16 protein-coding genes are annotated in these 17,223 nt (G+C 65.7%); 10 read left to right on the top strand and 6 right to left on the bottom strand.

Annotated features, from left to right (window positions below; all coding sequences use genetic code 11):
• Positions 1-135: 135 nt before the first annotated feature.
• Positions 136-633, top strand: a complete 498-nt coding sequence (locus tag ACTJKQ_RS07430; protein ID WP_056057218.1) for a MarR family winged helix-turn-helix transcriptional regulator — start codon at positions 136-138, stop codon at positions 631-633.
• Between the two features lie 42 nt (positions 634-675).
• On the opposite strand, the gene ACTJKQ_RS07425 is transcribed toward ACTJKQ_RS07430, so the two are convergent.
• Positions 676-1,563 carry an amidohydrolase family protein gene (locus ACTJKQ_RS07425; RefSeq protein WP_056057215.1) on the bottom strand — a complete coding sequence of 296 codons (888 nt, stop codon included), beginning with the start codon at positions 1,561-1,563 and terminating at the stop codon, positions 676-678.
• A 160-nt stretch (positions 1,564-1,723) separates the two neighbouring features.
• On the opposite strand from ACTJKQ_RS07425, the gene ACTJKQ_RS07420 reads away from it, so the two are divergent.
• The 6 genes from ACTJKQ_RS07420 (at position 1,724) to ACTJKQ_RS07395 (ending at position 10,027) form a co-directional block, all read left to right on the top strand.
• Positions 1,724-2,506 carry a crotonase/enoyl-CoA hydratase family protein gene (locus tag ACTJKQ_RS07420; protein ID WP_056057212.1) on the top strand — a complete coding sequence of 261 codons (783 nt, stop codon included), beginning with the start codon at positions 1,724-1,726 and terminating at the stop codon, positions 2,504-2,506.
• A 40-nt stretch (positions 2,507-2,546) separates the two neighbouring features.
• A complete protein-coding gene (locus ACTJKQ_RS07415; protein ID WP_436076566.1) occupies positions 2,547-4,424 on the top strand; it encodes a feruloyl-CoA synthase in 1,878 nt (625 codons plus the stop codon).
• Positions 4,425-4,453: 29 nt separating this feature from the next.
• Entirely contained in the window at positions 4,454-5,218 is a 765-nt protein-coding gene (locus ACTJKQ_RS07410) for an SDR family NAD(P)-dependent oxidoreductase (protein ID WP_440596473.1), read from the top strand.
• A gap of 98 nt (positions 5,219-5,316) precedes the next feature.
• Positions 5,317-6,306: a Bug family tripartite tricarboxylate transporter substrate binding protein gene (locus ACTJKQ_RS07405; RefSeq protein ID WP_056057208.1), complete on the top strand. Its 990-nt coding sequence runs from the start codon at positions 5,317-5,319 to the stop codon at positions 6,304-6,306.
• Between the two features lie 124 nt (positions 6,307-6,430).
• Entirely contained in the window at positions 6,431-8,158 is a 1,728-nt protein-coding gene (locus ACTJKQ_RS07400; protein ID WP_440596472.1) for an acyl-CoA dehydrogenase family protein, read from the top strand.
• A 153-nt stretch (positions 8,159-8,311) separates the two neighbouring features.
• Entirely contained in the window at positions 8,312-10,027 is a 1,716-nt protein-coding gene (locus ACTJKQ_RS07395) for a tannase/feruloyl esterase family alpha/beta hydrolase (RefSeq protein WP_440596471.1), read from the top strand.
• Positions 10,028-10,085: 58 nt separating this feature from the next.
• On the opposite strand, the gene ACTJKQ_RS07390 is transcribed toward ACTJKQ_RS07395, so the two are convergent.
• The 3 genes from ACTJKQ_RS07390 to ACTJKQ_RS07380 form a co-directional block, all read right to left on the bottom strand.
• On the bottom strand, positions 10,086-10,535 hold the full coding sequence (locus ACTJKQ_RS07390; protein ID WP_440596470.1) for a carboxymuconolactone decarboxylase family protein: 450 nt from the start codon (positions 10,533-10,535) through the stop codon (positions 10,086-10,088).
• Between the two features lie 208 nt (positions 10,536-10,743).
• Positions 10,744-11,946 carry a M20 aminoacylase family protein gene (locus ACTJKQ_RS07385; RefSeq protein ID WP_440596469.1) on the bottom strand — a complete coding sequence of 401 codons (1,203 nt, stop codon included), beginning with the start codon at positions 11,944-11,946 and terminating at the stop codon, positions 10,744-10,746.
• 17 nt (positions 11,947-11,963) lie between these two features.
• Entirely contained in the window at positions 11,964-12,941 is a 978-nt protein-coding gene (locus tag ACTJKQ_RS07380) for a Bug family tripartite tricarboxylate transporter substrate binding protein (RefSeq protein WP_056057200.1), read from the bottom strand.
• A 113-nt stretch (positions 12,942-13,054) separates the two neighbouring features.
• On the opposite strand from ACTJKQ_RS07380, the gene ACTJKQ_RS07375 reads away from it, so the two are divergent.
• The gene (locus ACTJKQ_RS07375) at positions 13,055-13,987 is read left to right on the top strand and encodes a LysR family transcriptional regulator (protein WP_440596468.1); all 933 of its coding nucleotides are present in this window, start codon (positions 13,055-13,057) and stop codon (positions 13,985-13,987) included.
• Positions 13,988-13,993: 6 nt separating this feature from the next.
• Here the strand turns inward: ACTJKQ_RS07375 and ACTJKQ_RS07370 are convergent, their stop codons facing one another.
• Together ACTJKQ_RS07370 and pobA are read right to left on the bottom strand one after the other, a co-directional pair.
• Positions 13,994-14,155, bottom strand: coding sequence for a hypothetical protein (locus ACTJKQ_RS07370; RefSeq protein ID WP_440596467.1), 162 nt, complete (start codon positions 14,153-14,155; stop codon positions 13,994-13,996).
• Positions 14,156-14,568: 413 nt separating this feature from the next.
• Positions 14,569-15,741 (bottom strand): 4-hydroxybenzoate 3-monooxygenase, encoded by a 1,173-nt coding sequence (gene pobA, locus ACTJKQ_RS07365; protein ID WP_440596466.1) that lies wholly within the window; start codon positions 15,739-15,741, stop codon positions 14,569-14,571.
• Positions 15,742-15,844: 103 nt separating this feature from the next.
• Between pobA and ACTJKQ_RS07360 the strand changes: the two genes are divergently transcribed.
• A complete protein-coding gene (locus tag ACTJKQ_RS07360; RefSeq protein WP_440596465.1) occupies positions 15,845-16,726 on the top strand; it encodes a helix-turn-helix domain-containing protein in 882 nt (293 codons plus the stop codon).
• Positions 16,727-16,813: 87 nt separating this feature from the next.
• Complete coding sequence (locus ACTJKQ_RS07355; RefSeq protein WP_440596464.1) at positions 16,814-17,191, top strand: VOC family protein; 378 nt, start codon at positions 16,814-16,816, stop codon at positions 17,189-17,191.
• Positions 17,192-17,223 lie beyond the last annotated feature (32 nt).

Genomic DNA, 17,223 nt, shown 5'->3' with positions numbered 1-17,223 from the left:
ATATCAAATTGATAGCGCCTGGCGCATGTATCACTAGCGCCTGCGGCTGATTTTGATCAAAAAGAGGGTGCGCAGCACCCAGCGGGCGCTGCGCACCGGCCGCAGGGGCCCGGGCGCCCGGCACAATCTCCCCCCATGTCCAGCGTCCGCTCCCCCAAGAAATCCCCGTCGGTCCCCGCCCCCACAGACACCGCAGCCCCCGCCAACGAGCCCGTGGACACCGGCTTTTTGCGCACGCTGGTGGGCTACAACACGCGGCGCGCGGCGCTGTCCATCATTGCCGTGTTCATGGAACGCATGGCCGTGTACGACCTGAAGGTGGTGGATTTCTCGGTGCTGTCACTGGTGGCGCACAACCCGGGGATCACCTCGCGCCAGCTGTGCGCCACGCTCAGCGTGCTGCCGCCCAACATGGTGGGCTTGATTGCGGCACTGGAACGGCGCGGCCTGATCGAGCGGCGCCCACACCCGAGCGATGGGCGCGCCATGGGCGTGCACCTGACGCCCGCCGGGGTGGAACTGACGGCGCAGGCCGAGCAGACGGCCGCGCAACTGGAAGAAGACGCCACCAACCGCCTGACGGCGGCCGAGCGCAAGACGCTGATCCGGCTGCTGCAAAAAGTCTACGACTGATCCAGCGGCCGCTCAGCCGGCCACAAGAGGCCTGGGTGCGTATCAGGCGGCCGGCGCTGCCGGGGCCTTGTCCAGCCCCAGCAAGCGCACCGCGTTGCCCTTCAGGATGCCGGGCATCACCTCGGGCTTGAAGCCCGCTTCCTGGAAGTCCTTCATCCAGCGCTCGGGCGTGATCAGCGGGTAGTCGCTGCCGAACAGCACGCGGTCCTTGAGCAGCGTGTTGGCGTACTGCACCAGCTGCTTGGGGAAATACTTGGGACTCCAGCCCGACAGGTCGATCCAGACATTGGGCTTGTGCGTGGCGACCGACAGCGCCTCGTCCTGCCACGGAAAGCTGGGGTGGGCCATGACGATCTGCATGTCAGGGAAGTCGATGGCCACATCGTCCAGGTGCATGGGGTTGCTGTACTCCAGCCGCAGGCCACCGCCGCAGCGCATGCCGCTGCCGATGCCGCTGTGGCCGGTGTGAAAGATGGCGGGCATGCCGTACTCGGCGATCACCTCATAGATAGGCCAGGCCATCTTGTCGTAGGGGTGGTAGGCCTGCACCGTGGGATGGAACTTGAAGCCCTTGATGCCGAACTCCTCGATCAGGCGGCGGGCTTCGCGCGCGCCCATCTTGCCCTTGTGGGGGTCGATGCTGGCGAAGGCCGTCATCATGTCGCTGTTGGCCTTGGCGGCCTCGGCGATCTCTTCGTTGGGGATGCGGCGGCGGCCCATCTTGGACTCGGCGTCCACGGTGAACATCACCAGGCCAATCTTCTGCTCGCGGTAGTAGGCCACCGTCTCGGCAATGGTGGGGCGGCGGCCGTTCTTGAAGTACTTGTCGGCGGCGCGGTCGTACTCCTCGCCGTAGTTGTCAAACGGGTTCCAGCAGCTCACCTCGGCGTGGGTGTGGATGTCGATGGCGATCAGATTGGCGTGGTCCATGCGTGTCTCCTGGGTTGGCGCCCGCCGGTGCAGCGTCAAACCCCCAGCATGCGCCACGGCGCGTGACGCAGATCAAGGGTAAACACCAATAAAAAACGGGCTTGGCTTGCTTGAATTGGTTATGAACTATAACCACAATTCAACCAACACGAAAGCCTCTATGACCCATCCAGACATCCATTTCGAGCTGCGCGGCGACCACCAGGAAGTGGCCGTGATCCGCCTGACCCGTGCGGCCAAGCGCAACGCGCTGAACGACGGCCTGATCCTCGCGCTGCGCGACCTGTTCGAGAAAATGCCCAGCACCGTGCGCGCGGCCGTCATCGATGGCGACGGCCCCCATTTCTGCGCCGGGCTGGACCTGTCGGAGCTCAAAGAGCGTGACGCCGGCCAGGGCCTGCACCACTCGCGCATGTGGCACGCTGCGCTGGAGCGTGTGCAGTACGGCCCCGTGCCGGTCATCGCTGCGCTGCATGGCGCCGTGGTGGGCGGCGGGCTGGAGCTGGCCAGCGCCTGCCATATCCGCGTGGCCGACGAATCCACCTTCTACGCGCTGCCCGAAGGCTCGCGCGGCATCTTCGTGGGCGGCGGCGGCGCGGTGCGCATCCCCAAGCTCATCGGCGCTGCGCGCATGACGGACATGATGCTCACCGGCCGCGTCTACAACGCGCAGGACGGCGAGAAGGTCGGCTTTGCCCAGTACCTTGTGCCCGAAGGCCAGGCCTTTGACAAGGCCTTTGAGCTGGCCGTGCGCGTGGCGCAGAACGCGCCGCTGACCAACTACGCGCTGATGCACGCCCTGCCCCGCATTGCCGAGCAGCCCGCCGACCAGGGCTTCTTCACCGAAGCCATGATGGCCGCCATCGCCCAGAGCGCGCCCGAAGCCAAGTCCCGCCTCGCCGACTTCCTGGAAGGCCGCGCCGCCAAGGTCCGCAAGGACTGAGCCCGCCCCCAGTCACCCCTTGCCCCTGCTGGACCCCCCTATGAGCGACCTCTCCACCCCCCTCGCCCCGGCCCGCTACCGCCCCGTGACCTTCGGCGTGACCCGCGTCAGCCTGCGTGACGGTGCACCGGGCGTGCGTTACCTGCAGGCGGACCTGCCCCTGGGCGCCTTTGCGCGCCGCGTGACGGACTACCTGGTGCACTGGGCGGAGACCACGCCCGACCACAGCTTTCTGGCACGCCGCGAACAGCTGCCAGGAGGCAAGACGGGTGACTGGCAGCATGTGAGCTACGCCCAGGCGCTCGACGCCGCGCGCAGCATCGGCCAGGCCCTGCTGGACCGGGGCCTGAACGCAGAGCGCCCGGTGGTGGTGCTGAGCGAGAACACCGTCGAGCACGCCCTGCTGGCGCTGGGCTGCATCTACGCCGGTGTTCCCTACTGCCCCGTGTCGCCCGCCTATGCCACCGTGAGCCAGGACTACGACAAGCTGCGCCACGTCATCGACACCCTCACCCCCGGCCTGGTGTTTGCCGCCGACGGCGCACGCTACGGCAAGGCCATCGCAGCCACCGTGGCGGCCGATGTCGAAGTGATCCTGGCCCAGGGCGCGCTGGAGGGCCGCAAGGCCGGCACCTTCCAGAGCCTGCGCCACACCACCGCCACCCCGGCGGTGGACGCGGCCATGCACGCCACCGGCCCCGGCACCATCGTGAAGTTCCTGTTCACCAGCGGCTCCACCAAGATGCCCAAGCCGGTCATCAACACCCAGCGCATGTGGTGCGCCAACCTGCAGCAGATCTCGCTGTCGCTGCCGGTGCTGGCCGAGGCATCGCCCGTGCTGGTGGACTGGCTGCCGTGGAACCACACCTTCGGCAGCAACCACAACTTCGGCCTCACGATGATGCATGGCGGCACGCTGTACATCGACGATGGCAAGCCGACGGCCGCACTGATTGGCGAGACCCTGCGCAACCTGCGCGAGATCGCACCCACGGTGTACTTCAACGTGCCCACCGGCTTTGAAATGATTGCCGAGGCCATGAAGACCGACGCCCAGCTGCGCGCCAACCTGCTGTCGCGCGTGCGCCTGTTCTTTTACTCGGGCGCCGGCCTGGCCCAGCCCGTGTGGGACAGCCTGCACGCCACGCAGGAAGCCGCCATTGGCGAGCGCATCGTGATGTGCACGGGCCTGGGCATGACCGAATCCGCCCCCTCGGCCATGTTCTGCAACAGCCCCGACGTGCGCTCCGGCCACATCGGCGCGCCCGTGCCCGGCATGGTGCTCAAGCTGGTGGAGGTGGACGGCAAGACCGAGGTGCGCTACCGCGGCCCCAACGTCACGCCCGGCTACTGGCGCTCCGACGCCGCCACACGCGACGCGTTTGACGACGAAGGCTACCTGTGCACCGGCGACGCCGTGAAGTGGATCGACGAGAACAACATCCACCGGGGCCTGGCGTTTGACGGCCGCATTGCCGAAGACTTCAAGCTCTCTACCGGCACCTTCGTGAGCGTGGGCCCCATGCGCGCCAAGATCATCGTGGCGGGCGCACCCTACATCCAGGACGTGGTGCTCACCGGCCTGAACATGAAGGAAGTGGGCGCCCTGCTGTTCCCCTCCCCCGCCTGCCGCGAAGTCGCCGGCCTGGGCCCGGACGCCCCCTGGGCCGACGTGGTGGCCCACCCCGCCGTGCGCCAGCGCATTGAGGCGGTGCTGGACGGGCTGGCCCGCGAAGCCACCGGCAGCGCCAGCCGCGTGGCCCGTGCGCTGCTGATGGCCGAGCCGCCCTCCATCGACAAGGGCGAAATCACCGACAAGGGCTCCGTCAACCAGCGTGCCGTGCTCAAGCACCGCGATGCGCTCGTCACGGCCTTGCACGACGACACAGCACCGGGCATCCTCAAGCCCGGCGCCTGAAACCCCACCCCGAACAGGACAGACCCACCATGCAGATTCAAGGACAAGCCGCCCTCGTGACCGGCGGCGCATCGGGCCTCGGCGAGGCCACCGCACGCGAACTGGCCCGCCTGGGCGCCAAGGTGGCCGTGCTCGACCGCAATGCCGCGCTGGCCGAAAAGGTCGCCGCAGACATTGGCGGCGTTGCCTGCCCCTGCGACATCACCGACGCCGCCAGCGTGACCGCCGCGCTGGAGAAGGCTGCCGCCGCCCACGGCCCCGCCCGCATCCTCATGAACGTGGCCGGCATTGGCAGCGCCAAGCGCGTGGTGCAACGCGACGGCAGCGCCGCGCCGCTGGAAGACTTCGTGCGCGTCATCAACATCAACCTCATCGGCAGCTACAACGTGAGCCGCCTGTTTGCCGCCGCCTGCAGCAAGCTGCCCGTGCTGGACAACGGCGAGCGCGGTGTGATGATGTTCACCGCATCCGTCGCCGCCTTTGATGGCCAGGTGGGCCAGCAGGCCTACAGCGCCTCCAAGGCAGGTCTGGCCGGCATGACGCTGCCCATGGCGCGCGACCTGGCGCAGCACGCCATCCGCGTGTGCACCGTGGCGCCCGGCCTGTTTGCCACGCCGCTGATGAAAGAGCTGCCCGAGGCCGTGCAACAGTCGCTGGCGGCCAGCATCCCCTTCCCGCCACGCCTGGGCAAACCCGAAGAGTTTGCCGAGCTGGCTTGCCATATCGTGACCAACGGCCACCTGAACGGCGAAGTCATTCGCCTGGACGGCGCCCTGCGCATGGCGCCCCGGTAAACGATCAGCGCCACACATCAGTAAATAACAAGAGGGCGCGAAAGCGCTCCAGCTTGACCCCCGAGATTTCCGTCAGACACACACCAGGAGACATCAGCATGACCACCACCCGCCGTCAATTCGTTCAGGCCCTTGGCGCCAGCGCCGCGCTGGGCGCCTTCCACCCCTTTGCCGCCCATGCCCAGGTGGACCAGGTGAAGGTGTACTTCGGCTTCCCCGCCGGCAGCTCGGGCGACACCGTGGCCCGCCGCGTGGCCGAGAAGTGGGCTGGCAGCGCGTTCAGCAAGAACCCTGGCGTGGTGGAAAACAAGCCCGGCGCGGGCGGCCGCATTGCGCTGGAGACGCTCAAAGCTGCGCCCGCAGACGGCTCGGTGCTGGCCGTGGCGCAAGTGTCGGCCCTGGCCAACTACCCGCACATCTACAGCAAGATGAACTACACCGACAAGGACTTCGCGCCCGTGTCGATCGCAGCCATCATGCACCACGGCCTGGCCGTGGGCCCCATGGTGCCCGCCAGCGTGAAGAACGTGAAGGACTTCCTGGCCTGGGCCAAGGCCAACCCCAAGGACGCCAGCTACGGCTCGCCCGGCGCGGGCTCCACGCCCCACTTCCTGGGCGCGCTGCTGGGCATCAACAGCGGTGTGGACCTGCGCCATGTGCCTTACCGTGGCTCCATCCCTGGCGTGACGGACGTGGTGGGCGGCCAGGTGGCGGCCATGGTCACACCGCACGGCGACTTCATCGCCAACTACAAGGCCGGCAAGCTGCGCATCCTGGCCACCTCGGGCCCCAAGCGCTCCATCTACGTGCCGGATGTGCCCACGTTTGCCGAACAGGGCTTCCCTGAGCTGACCACTGAAGAATGGTTTGGCTTCTACGCGCCGGCCGCCACGCCCAAGCCGGTGATTGCCGCTGCCAACGCCGCCATCAACGCTGCGCTGAAGGAAAAGTCGGTCATCGACAGCCTGGCCATCGTGGGCCTGATGCCCCATGGCTCCACCCCTGAAGAACAGGCCCGCTGGCAAAAGGCCGAGTACGACAGCTGGGGCCCGCTGATCAAGAAGATCGGCTTCACCGCAGAGTCCTGATTTCCCCTGCGCCGCAGGTCCGGACTGGCACCCCAGTCCGGGCCGCCGCATGGCAAAAAATAGAAGAAACAGCCGCTAGCGCCCAACCATCAAGCGCAAACAGCTACTAATAAGAGAGCAAACCATGCAAGCCCGCCAGACCCTTGCCGACATCCAGCACCTGCTGACCACCGTGCTGAAGGCGCCCACGCGCTGGCAGGGCCTGGCACCGTTTGTGGATACCGACGGCGACCTGGCGGCCCAGGTGCTCGACGAGGCGGCCAAGTTTGTGGACAGCGCCATCGCCCCGCTGCAGCGCAGCGGCGACGAAGAAGGCTGCCGCTTTGACGGTGGACGCGTGCACACCCCCGCAGGTTTTCGCGATGCCTACCAGGCCTTCTGGCAGGCGGGATGGCCGTCGCTGTCTTGCGCGCCCGACGATGGCGGCCAGGGCCTGCCTGCGGTGCTGGAGTGTGTGCTGTTTGAATGGCTGGCCGGCGCCAACCACGGCTGGACCATGGCCCCCGGCCTGCTGCACGGCGCGTACGAATGCATCAAGCACCACGCCAGCGACGAACTCAAGGCGCAGTACCTGGAGAAGGTCGCCACCGGCGAATGGCTGGCCACCATGTGCCTGACCGAAGCCCATGCGGGCAGCGACCTGGGAATGGTGCGCACGCGCGGCGTGCCCCAGCCCGACGGCAGCGCGCGGGTGAACGGCAGCAAGATTTTCATCTCCGGCGGCGAACACGACCTGACGGACAACATCGTGCACCTGGTGCTGGCCCGCCTGCCCGATGCGCCTGCGGGGCCCAAGGGCCTGTCGCTGTTCCTGGTGCCCAAGATTCTTCAGGATGGAAGCCACAACGCCGTGGTCTGCGAGCGCATCGAAGAAAAGATGGGCCTGCACGGCAGCCCCACCTGCGTGATGCGCTTTGACGACGCCACCGGCTGGCTGGTGGGCGAGCCGAACAAGGGCCTGAACGCCATGTTCGTGATGATGAACGCTGCCCGCCTGCATGTGGGTCTGCAGGGCATCGGCCTGCTGGAGGCCGCGTGGCAAAAGGCCAGCGCCTACGCCGCAGAGCGCCGCCAGATGCGCGCGCCCGGCGCCAAGGACACCAGCCTGATTCAAGACCACCCCGCCATACGCCGCATCTTGCACACACAGCGCGCCTGGATCGACGGCGGCCGCGTGCTGGCCTACCACACGGCCCTGCAGCTCGATGTGGCCAAACACAGCACCGACGCCGGCGAACGTGCCGCCGCGCAGCGCTGGTGCGCGCTGGTCACGCCCGTGCTCAAGGCCGCGCTCACCGACCAGGCCTTTCACGGCGCCAGCGCCTGCCTGCAGGTGTTTGGCGGCCACGGCTATGTGCGTGAATGGGGCATCGAGCAGATCGTGCGCGACGCGCGTGTGGCCATGATCTACGAGGGCACCAACGAGATCCAGGCCATCGACCTGCTGGTGCGCAAGGTGCTGGCCGATGGCGGCCAAGGCCTGGCAACGCTGCTGACCACACTGCCCGGCGCAGCCCCCAGCGCCGCCGCCAGCGCGCGCCGCCATGCCCTGGTGGAGATCACGCAGACCCTGGCGATTGCCGCCCAGTCCGACCCCGAACTGCCCTACTGGGTGGCCGACGACTACCTGCGCGCCGTGGCGCTGGTGCTGCTGGAATGGGCCTGGGCCCAGATCGGCGCCGCCCGCCCCCACCGCGCGGAACAATCCACGGCCGCCACAGACCGCTGGACCGCGCCCGCCCAGGCCTTCGCCCAGTGGGTGCTGCCCGAGTTCGATCTGCGCACCACCATCCTGCGCCAGCGCATTGCCCAGGCATTTGAATTCAGGCCCCAGGAGGCCGCAAGCGCATGATTCATATGCACTAGCAGCTCCTGATTCAGTAGCAAAACACAAGCTTCATCCATCTCCCACCCACAGCGTGTTGAGGCCACGTTGCGGGGTTCCTTGCGCCTCAAAAAAACCACTGGAGACAACACCATGCGCTTGAAGATGAGAAGAAACCGGATGCGTGCCCACCACCCCCTGGCGATCTCGGCGGCGGCTGCTGCCTTGCTCATGGGCTGTGGTGGCTCGTCCGATGCCGCCCTGCCCCAGCTCTCCGCGGCCACCCCCGCCACCCTGCAGTCGTGCGCCACGCTGGCCAGCAGCCTGGCGTTGCCCGACACGCGCATCACCTCGTCCGAGCAAGTGCCCGCAGGCCCCATCACCGTGCAGGGCGTGACCACCCAGGCGCCTGCGCACTGCCTCGTCAAAGGCAAGATGAAAGAGCGCACCGGCCCCGTGGACGGCGCCAGCTACGCCATCGGTTTTGAAATGCGCCTGCCCGTGGAGTGGAACGGCCGCTTTCTGCACCAGGCCAACGGCGGCCTGGACGGCAGCGTGGTCACCGCGCTGGGCTCGGTGAGCGGCGCCGCACCCGTGGCACCCGGCCTGGTGCAAGGCTTTGCAGTGCTCAGCTCTGACGCAGGCCACAGCGCACCCACGCCCTTCTTTGGCGTGGACCCGCAGGCGCGGCTGGACTACGGCTACCAGGCCGTGGGCACCCTCACCCCCATGGCCAAGAACCTCATCAAGAGCGCCTACGGCAAGGCGCCCGACCGCTCGTACCTGGCCGGCTGCTCCAACGGCGGCCGCCACGCCATGGTGGGCGCATCGCGCTATGCCGACCAGTACGACGGCATCCTGGCGGGCAACCCCGGCTTTCACCTGCCCAAGGCCGCCACTACCCAGCTGTGGAAGGCCCAGCAGTACGCCAAGGTGTCCACCAAAGACGCCACCACCGGCCTGCCCGACCTGACCACCGCCGTGAGCCCGGCCGAGTTCAAGCTCATCAGCAGCAAGATCGTCGCCAAGTGCGACGCACTGGACGGCGTGGCCGACGGCCAGGTCAACGACGTGGCCGCCTGCCAGGCCGCCTTCAACCTGCAGACCGACGTGCCCACCTGCACCGGCGCGCGCGACGGCAGCTGCATCACCAGCGAGCAAAAGGGCGTGCTGGCCAGCATCTTTGCAGGCCCCAAGAACAGCAAGGGCGAAGCGCTGTACACCGGCACCTGGTTCGACCCCGGCGTTGCGGGCGCCAACTTTGCATCGTGGCACTTTGGCTCGCCCGCCACGCGTGACGCCGGTGCGGTGGCCTTCATCTTCACCTCGCCCCCATCCAGCGTGGCCGCATTCACCGCCATCCCCGGCATGCAGTACGCGCTGAACTTCAGCATGGAGACCGACTACCCCAAGATGTTCGCCACCACGGCGCAATACGCCGAGTCCCCCTGGTCGTACATGACCCCGCCCAACGAAGCCGACCTGAGCGCCCTGAAGAACCGGGGCGCCAAGATGATCGTCTTCCACGGCGTGGCCGACGGCGTGTTCTCGCCCATGGACACCGCCAACTGGATGGACCGCCTGCAGGCCAACCACAGCGGCAAGGCCGACGCCTTTGCCCGCCTGTTCCTCATCCCCGGCATGAACCACTGCTCCGGCGGACCCGCCACCGACCAGTTCGACATGCTGGCCCCGCTGGTGGCCTGGGTGGAACAAGGCAAGGCCCCCGACAGCGTGACCGCCAAGGCACGCGGCGCAGGCGCCAATGTGGTCAACGCCGAGCTGCCCGCCAGCTGGTCCGCCAACCGCACCCGGCCACTGTGCGTGTACCCCAAGGTGGCACGCTACAACGGCACGGGAGATGTGGAGAGCGCAAGCAGTTTCAGCTGCAAGTGATCAGCGCTTGAAAAGCGGGAAGTCCGGCGCAAGCCGGGCTTCCCTTTTTCTTTACCTTTTACGCCTTGGCGCGAGGCTTCATGCGAAAGCTGACGCCCATGCGGTTGATGGCGTTCATGGTGGCAATCGTGAGCGTCAGGTCCACCAGGTCCTTCTCACCAAACACGGCCAGTGCGGCCGTATAGGCCTCATCAGAGGCATGGGTCTCGCTCACGCGCGTCACCTCCTCGGCCCAGGCCAGCGCGGCGCGCTCCTGCTCGGAGAACAGATACGCCGCCTCATGCCACACAGGAACCAGCACCACCTTCTCCACCGACATGCCTTCGGCCAGCAGGTCGCGCGTGTGGATGTCAATGCAGTGCGCGCACCCGTTGATCTGCGACACACGCAGAAAGACCAGGTGCGTCAGCAAGCTGGGCAGGCCTGTGCCCTGGGTGACGAAGTGGTGCAGCGTCCCGATGGCCTTGGCCCCCTCGGGCGATACGTTGAACCAGACAGCGCGATTCATACAGCAGTTCCTTCACATTGAAAGTTGAGCAGAGGGCGATATCGACCTCCTGCTCTCAAGACGTGTGATGTGAGGGTGCTGTGACAGATGCGAGAGAAATGGGTGCGAAGCCGACCATGCCCACACCCACGCCGCTACGCGCCGGAACCGGCGACAGCGGGGAGCATTGGGCCGCTGTGCGTGCTTCCCAAGGTGGCACGCTTCAGCATCACGGTTGCAGGAAACGCTGGACCAACAAAGACCAGTAGGCGGAACCGACTGCCACGTTCTCGTCGTTGAAGTCATAGCCTGGGTTGTGCACCATGCAGGCGCCGTGACTGCCCTCGCCTTCTCCATTGCCGATGAACAAGTAGCAGCCCGGCACTTCTTCGAGGAAGAAGGCGAAGTCTTCGCTGCCGGTCAATGCCTTGCCCTGGCGGGTCACGCGATGAGCGCCTGCGAGCTCTTCAGCCACCTCCCGCGCAAAGTCGGTTTCGCGCGCGTGGTTGACCAGCACCGGATACCCGCGCTTGTATTCGACCTGCGCCCGCACCCCATAGCTCTGGGCCTGGGCCTGGGCGAGTTCGGTGATGCGCTTTTCGAGCAGTTCGCGCACTTGCGGATTCAGTGAGCGCACGCTCAGGCTGAGCGTGGCTTTTTGGGGGATGACGTTGTTGGCCACGCCCGCGTTGAATGCACCCACCGTGATGACTGCCGTCTCTTGCGGGTCCACATTGCGCGCCACGATAGCTTGCAGACCCAGCACGATGGCCGAGCCAGCCACCACTGGGTCGGCCGCCAGATGCGGCATGGCCCCGTGGCCGCCCTTGCCGTCCAGCGTGATGGTGACGTAGTCGGACGACGCCATGGTGGGCCCGTCGCGCAGCACCAGATGGCCCTGCGGGTGGCCCGGCATGTTGTGGATGGCAAACACCGCGTCGCACGGGAAACGGGTGAAAAGGCCGTCGTCCATCATCTTCCTGGCACCGCCCAGACTCTCTTCGGCAGGCTGGAAGATCAGGTTGAGCGTGCCCGAAAACTCTACGTTCTGTGCAATGTGCTTCGCTGCGGCCAGCAGCATGGCGGTGTGACCGTCATGCCCGCAGGCGTGCATGATGCCCACGTTGCAGCTGGCGTACGGCAGGCCCGTGTTTTCCTCGATGGGCAACGCGTCCATGTCGGCGCGCAAGCCCAGGGTTTTGCTGCCATTGCCTCGCCGCAGCTGCCCGACCACGCCGGTGCCACCCAGGCCCCGGGTGACCTGGTAGCCCCATTTTTCGAGCTGCTCGGCCACGAGGTCGCTCGTGCGGTACTCCTGGTAGCCCATCTCGGGATGCTTGTGAATATCGCGGCGCACCGCAATGAACTCGGCGGCCTGCGCCTGTAGGGCCTCGATGATGTGGTGCGCAAAAGCTTCGCGTGGGGCGTTCATGAAGGGCCTTTCTGCCATCACTGCGGCTGCAGGTTGATGCTGCGTGCGATGCCGCGATAGAGTTCAATCTCGGCCTGGTAGATTTTTGCCAGCTCTGCGGGGCTGCGCGCACTGATCACGACATTGCCACTGGCTTCGAAAGCCTTGCGGGTTTCCGGAATTTCCGCCGCCGCATAGAAGGCCTTGTTCAGCGTGTTGATCACATTCTCAGGGGTGCTCTTGTGTACCTGCACACCGCTCCAGATGTTGAATTCCATGGATTCCAGCCCTTTCATGGTCGCCATGGCCGGGAACTGTTTGAACAACGGGTGCGGCGCTTTGGCAGTCACGGCCAGGCCCTGAATCTTTCCGTCCATGATGGTTTGCGGAATCGAGCCCGCCATGGGCAGGAAAGCCATGTCGATCTGGCCACCCATCAGGTCCGTGAGCAGGGGCGCAATGCCCTTGTAGGGCACATGCAGCATCTCGACTTTGGTCAGCTGCGAGAACCTCTCGCCGATGAGGTGGTACAGCGAACCCGGGCCCACGCTGCCGTAGCTCAAGGGGTTGCCGCTTTTCTTGCGCGCCAGGGCCAGCAGTTCGTCCAGGTTCTTCACGTTGAGTGAATTGCGCACCGCCAGTATGGTGGTCGTGTTGGCGAACTGGGCCACCAGCGTGAAGTCTTCGGCTTTGTATTTCACGCCCTGAATGGCCATGGGCGCCAGGACCAGTTCCATCGGACTGCCCAGGGCCAGCATGTAGCCGTCGGCGGGCGCGTTGACCACCCGGGCCAGGCCAATGGAGCCGCCAGCGCCACCGACGTTTTCGATGACCATGGTCTGCCCCAGCCGGGCGGATGCCTCGGGCTGCAACTTGCGGGCAAAAAAGTCAGAGGGCCCGCCGGCCGGGTAAGGCACGATGAGACTGATGGGTTTGCTGGGCCAGCTCTGCGCCCAGGCTGTGCCCATGGCGCTGGCGGCCATGATCAGTGCGCCCACAAAGGTTTTGAAGTTCATCCGAATCTCCATGAAATTGGTGTTGTGGATTCAAGTGCCAGCTGCATCGTAGAAAACGATTTTTGTTGCGTCCAATGACTTCTTTTCTCAATTTGCATTCGTAAAATGAATAGGTGAACCTCAGGCATCTGGAACACTTTCTGGCGCTGTCCGATATGGGCTCGTTCAGCCGTGCGGCCGAGAAACTGCACATCACCCAATCCGCTCTCAGCCGCAGCATCCAGTCCCTCGAAGAAGAACTGGGCGGGCCGCTGCTGGATCGCATCGGAAAACGCAATGAAATGACCCCGCTGGGCCAGTCAGTGCTGGAGCGGGCGCGGGGCATCGTCAAAGAGGCCGCCGAATTGAAACGGGGCGCCGCCCTGCTTCAACAAGGCGGACTGGGGAGCCTGCGGCTCGGATTGGGGTCCGGCCCGGGTGCCTTGCTGATGACGCCGTGGCTGGTGTACATGGCGACGCATCACCCCGGAGTGAAAGTGTCGGTGACGCGCGGCCCGACAGAGGTGCAATTGCGGCAGCTGCGCGATCGCTCGCTGGATGCCCTCGTCGTGGATATACGCCGCATCGTGCCTGCTGCGGACCTGAGCATTGGGCCGACCTTTGACATGCCTGCTGGCATGGTTTGCCGTGCCGGACATCCCTTGCTGGCGCAGTACCCCAACGGCGTGCCCTTCGAAGCCCTGCTGTCTTACCCCGTGGCCTCGATCCCCTTGTCAGAAGAGATAGCGCGGATCCTTGTAGCCCGCTACGGCCCCAAAGCCGACCCCGCCGAGATGACCACGTTGCAGTGTGAAGAGATTTCCAGCCTGCTGCAAACCGTGCAGCAATCGGACGCGATTTACCTGGGCATTCTGGCGGCGGCGCGCCAGGAGATGTCGAGGGGTGACCTGGTGCAACTGTCGGTAGTCCCTCACCTGGATCAGGGCGCCATGCTCGGTGTGGTTACGCTGGCAGGACGCACCGAGCAGCCTGTGATGCGGGTGTTCCGCGATTTTGTAGTCCGCATGCTGAGCCCCAGTGATGACACCCACCGCGATGTTTCCTGAGGGAAGCTACTCCGTCACGCCCGGCTTGCGTTCAGCCGGCGCCTGCGATCTGCTGGCTTCTTCTTTCGCCTTCTTCCCTTGGTCGTGGTGCCACTTGATGGCGTAGAACATGCAGGTGCCAAACACGAGCACCTTGAAGGTGATGAAGACTATCGGGACCCAATCCATTTTTGAGATTTTCCTGGCTGTTGGCTGGCACTATCGAATGTGAAGTGCATTGCCTCAAAACGCTGCGCCAGCAGCTTCATCGTGTTCAAGCCATCGTCGAATTGCACATCGACACCACGGGGCACATGATCTGAAAACTTGGTGCGATGCTATCGGGCCTGCTGTGTGGGCGTAAGCATCAGTTCTGCCTAAATTTTGCGTAGCAGATGGAGATTGCTGTGCCTGGCTGCTGCATGAAAAGCGGAGTTTTCATGAGGGCCGCATGGAGCCGCAGTGCGCAGGCCGTAGGGCGCGCCGCGTGAGCAGACGGAGCGCCGCTTGCACACAACGCCGACCGGGCACATACAAAAAAGGCCTGCATGAGGGAACCCCATGCAGGCCTTTGATTGGGTAGCAGTGCTACTGCCGGGCGCTCAGAACGGCAACCCCACATAGTTCTCCGCCAGCGACCCCAGCGCCTTCTCGGACGAGAACAGGTACGCCAGATCGGTGTCCTGCAGCTTCTGGTCGTAGGCAATCGAATCCGGGAAGGTGTGCAGCATGGTCGTCATCCACCAAGAGAAGCGCTGGGCCTTCCACACGCGGGCCAGGGCCTTTTCGGAGTACTTGTCGAGGCCGGTGCTGTCGCCATCCTTGTAGTGCGCGACCATAGCGTGGTACAGGTAGTAAATGTCCGACGCCGCGCTGTTCAGGCCCCGCGCGCCGGTGGGCGGCACGATGTGGGCGGCGTCGCCCGCCAGGAACAGGTTGCCGTAGCGCATGGGCTCGGCCACAAAGGAGCGCAGGGGGGCGATGGACTTTTCGATGGATGCGCCCGTAATCAGCTTGTCGGCCACCTCGGCGGGCAGGCGGCGTTTCAGCTCGTCCCAGAAGGCTTCGTCGGACCAGTCTTCCACGGTGTCGGTCAGCGGCACCTGGATGTAGTAGCGGCTCAGCGCCTGCGAGCGCAGCGAGCACAGCGCAAAGCCGCGTTCGTGCTTGGCGTAGATCAGCTCGGGCGAGACGGGCTTGGTGCGCGAGAGCACGCCCAGCCAGCCGAAGGGGTAGACCTTTTCATACTCCTTGAGCACGTCGCGCGGAATGGACTTGCGGCTCACTCCGTGGAAGCCGTCGGCGCCGATGACGAAGTCGCAGTCGATGCGCACCACCTCGTCGCCACTGCGGTAAGTCACATACGGGTTGGCGCTTTTGAGGTCGTGCGGCTGCACGTCTTCGGCGTTGTGGATGACGACGCCCTTCATGCGGTCGCGCGCTTCGTAGAGGTCGCGCGTCAGCTCGGTCTGGCCGTAGACGACCACCGAGCTGCCGCCGCTGTACTTGTGCAAATCGACCCGGTCCATCTTTCCGTCGTGGGCGATGATGAAGCCGTCGTGGATCTCGCCTTCCTTGTCCATGCGTTCGCCGCACTGTGCCTCGCGCATCAACGCAGCAAAGCCGTGCTCCAGCACGCCAGCGCGGATGCGGCCCAGCACGTATTCGCGGCTTTGGCGCTCCAGCACGATGGTGTCGATGCCCTTGAGGTGCAAGAGCTGCGAGAGCATGAGGCCCGAGGGGCCTCCGCCGATGATGCAAACCTGGGTTTTCATGGTGTCTCCTGTAGTGGTTGGTGCGTTCATGACATTGATCAAACGGACCACCCAAAGATACGTGGCACAGTCGCCGCGTTGAATGGACGGATGGAGCCAGAACATGCACTTTTCGAACATCGGAACCATCCACTCGTACAGCCTGTTCGGCGAGTCGCAGCACCTGCCCGATGTGCTGCACTGCGAGACGATTGCCGAGCGATCGGCGCTTCACGACTGGGAGCTGGCGCCGCACCGGCACACGCGGCTGCACCAGGTGCTGCTGATCACCTCGGGCGGGGGTGTGGCGCACCTGGATGGCGAGCGGATTGCGCTGTTTGCCGGTGCGCTCATCAACGTGCCGCAGGGGCATGTGCACGCATTCCGCTTTACGCAGCACACGCAGGGCTGGGTGGCCACGCTGGCGGACGAGCTGATGGACGAGATTTTTGTGCGCGTGGGCGATGTGCGCCGCGACCTGGCGCGGCCCGCCGTGGTCACCGCCAGCCCACCCATCAGCCAGGCCATGGGGCAGATCTGGCAGGAGTTCTCGGGCCGCGCCAAGGCGCGTGCGCTGGTGCTGCGGGGCCTGAGCGCCACGCTGCTGGGCTGGGTGGCGCGGGCCATTGAGGATCACAGCCCGAGCGACACCGCTGCACCAGAGTCCAGCCTGGTGCAGCGGCTGGAGGCGCTGATCGAGGCACATTTTCTGGAGCACTGGCAGGTGGCCGACTATGCGCGCGCGCTGGCCGTTTCGCCCACGCACCTGAGCCGCGTGGCGCGGGCCGCCACGGGCGTGTCTGCCCAGCGGCTGATTGAAGCGCGGCTGATGCGCGAGGCCCGGCGCAACCTGGCCTACACCCACCTGGGCGTGGCCACCATTGCCTACACGCTGGGCTATGCCGACCCGGCGTACTTCACCCGCGCCTTCACGCGCGATGCGGGGCTGTCGCCAAGGGCGTTTCGGGCGCAGGTGGCGGCGTCGGCGCCCGCTCCGGCGGTGTGATGCCGCGTGACAGGCTGCTGACACGCCGCTGTCAGTAGCCCCGATTCACCATCGAGGCTTCTTTCTTTCACACACAAGGAGCCTTTCATGAAAAACGCCATCGCCTGGTTTGAAATCCCCACCACCCAGCTCGACCGCGCCCAGGCTTTTTATGAAGCCGTGCTGGGCCAGACCCTGCGCCGCGAGAACATGGGGCCCAGCGAAGGTGCTGTGTTTCCCTACAACGGCGCAGCAGACGGCGTGGGCGGCGCGCTGATGATGGGCCCAACGGCACCGCAGGTATCGGGCAGCGGCACACTGGTGTACTTGGACGCATCGCCATCGCTCGACGCCGCGCTGGACCGCGCGGTGGCCCAGGGCGGTCGCGTGGCCCTGCCGCGCCAGGCGCTGCCACCGGGCATGGGGTTCTTTGCGCACATCCACGACCTGGATGGCAACCTCGTGGGTTTGCACGCACTGTCTTGAAGCCAGAACGCACTAACGGTCTACAAAAGGAG

Source organism: Acidovorax sp. 22279 (genome assembly GCF_052045435.1).
Taxonomy (GTDB): domain Bacteria; phylum Pseudomonadota; class Gammaproteobacteria; order Burkholderiales; family Burkholderiaceae_C; genus Acidovorax; species Acidovorax delafieldii.
Note: the sequence above shows the minus strand (reverse complement) of the source record. Positions and strands in the feature narration are given on the sequence as shown.

Excerpts from the sequence above, each read along its gene's own strand:
- ACTJKQ_RS07430 (WP_056057218.1), top strand. The coding sequence starts at position 136 with ATGTCCAGCGTCCGCTCCCCCAAGAAATCCCCGTCGGTCCCCGCCCCC.
- ACTJKQ_RS07425 (WP_056057215.1), bottom strand. The coding sequence starts at position 1,563 with ATGGACCACGCCAATCTGATCGCCATCGACATCCACACCCACGCCGAG.
- ACTJKQ_RS07420 (WP_056057212.1), top strand. The coding sequence starts at position 1,724 with ATGACCCATCCAGACATCCATTTCGAGCTGCGCGGCGACCACCAGGAA.
- ACTJKQ_RS07415 (WP_436076566.1), top strand. The coding sequence starts at position 2,547 with ATGAGCGACCTCTCCACCCCCCTCGCCCCGGCCCGCTACCGCCCCGTG.
- ACTJKQ_RS07410 (WP_440596473.1), top strand. The coding sequence starts at position 4,454 with ATGCAGATTCAAGGACAAGCCGCCCTCGTGACCGGCGGCGCATCGGGC.
- ACTJKQ_RS07405 (WP_056057208.1), top strand. The coding sequence starts at position 5,317 with ATGACCACCACCCGCCGTCAATTCGTTCAGGCCCTTGGCGCCAGCGCC.
- ACTJKQ_RS07400 (WP_440596472.1), top strand. The coding sequence starts at position 6,431 with ATGCAAGCCCGCCAGACCCTTGCCGACATCCAGCACCTGCTGACCACC.
- ACTJKQ_RS07395 (WP_440596471.1), top strand. The coding sequence starts at position 8,312 with ATGCGTGCCCACCACCCCCTGGCGATCTCGGCGGCGGCTGCTGCCTTG.
- ACTJKQ_RS07390 (WP_440596470.1), bottom strand. The coding sequence starts at position 10,535 with ATGAATCGCGCTGTCTGGTTCAACGTATCGCCCGAGGGGGCCAAGGCC.
- ACTJKQ_RS07385 (WP_440596469.1), bottom strand. The coding sequence starts at position 11,946 with ATGAACGCCCCACGCGAAGCTTTTGCGCACCACATCATCGAGGCCCTA.
- ACTJKQ_RS07380 (WP_056057200.1), bottom strand. The coding sequence starts at position 12,941 with ATGAACTTCAAAACCTTTGTGGGCGCACTGATCATGGCCGCCAGCGCC.
- ACTJKQ_RS07370 (WP_440596467.1), bottom strand. The coding sequence starts at position 14,155 with ATGGATTGGGTCCCGATAGTCTTCATCACCTTCAAGGTGCTCGTGTTT.
- pobA (WP_440596466.1), bottom strand. The coding sequence starts at position 15,741 with ATGAAAACCCAGGTTTGCATCATCGGCGGAGGCCCCTCGGGCCTCATG.
- ACTJKQ_RS07360 (WP_440596465.1), top strand. The coding sequence starts at position 15,845 with ATGCACTTTTCGAACATCGGAACCATCCACTCGTACAGCCTGTTCGGC.
- ACTJKQ_RS07355 (WP_440596464.1), top strand. The coding sequence starts at position 16,814 with ATGAAAAACGCCATCGCCTGGTTTGAAATCCCCACCACCCAGCTCGAC.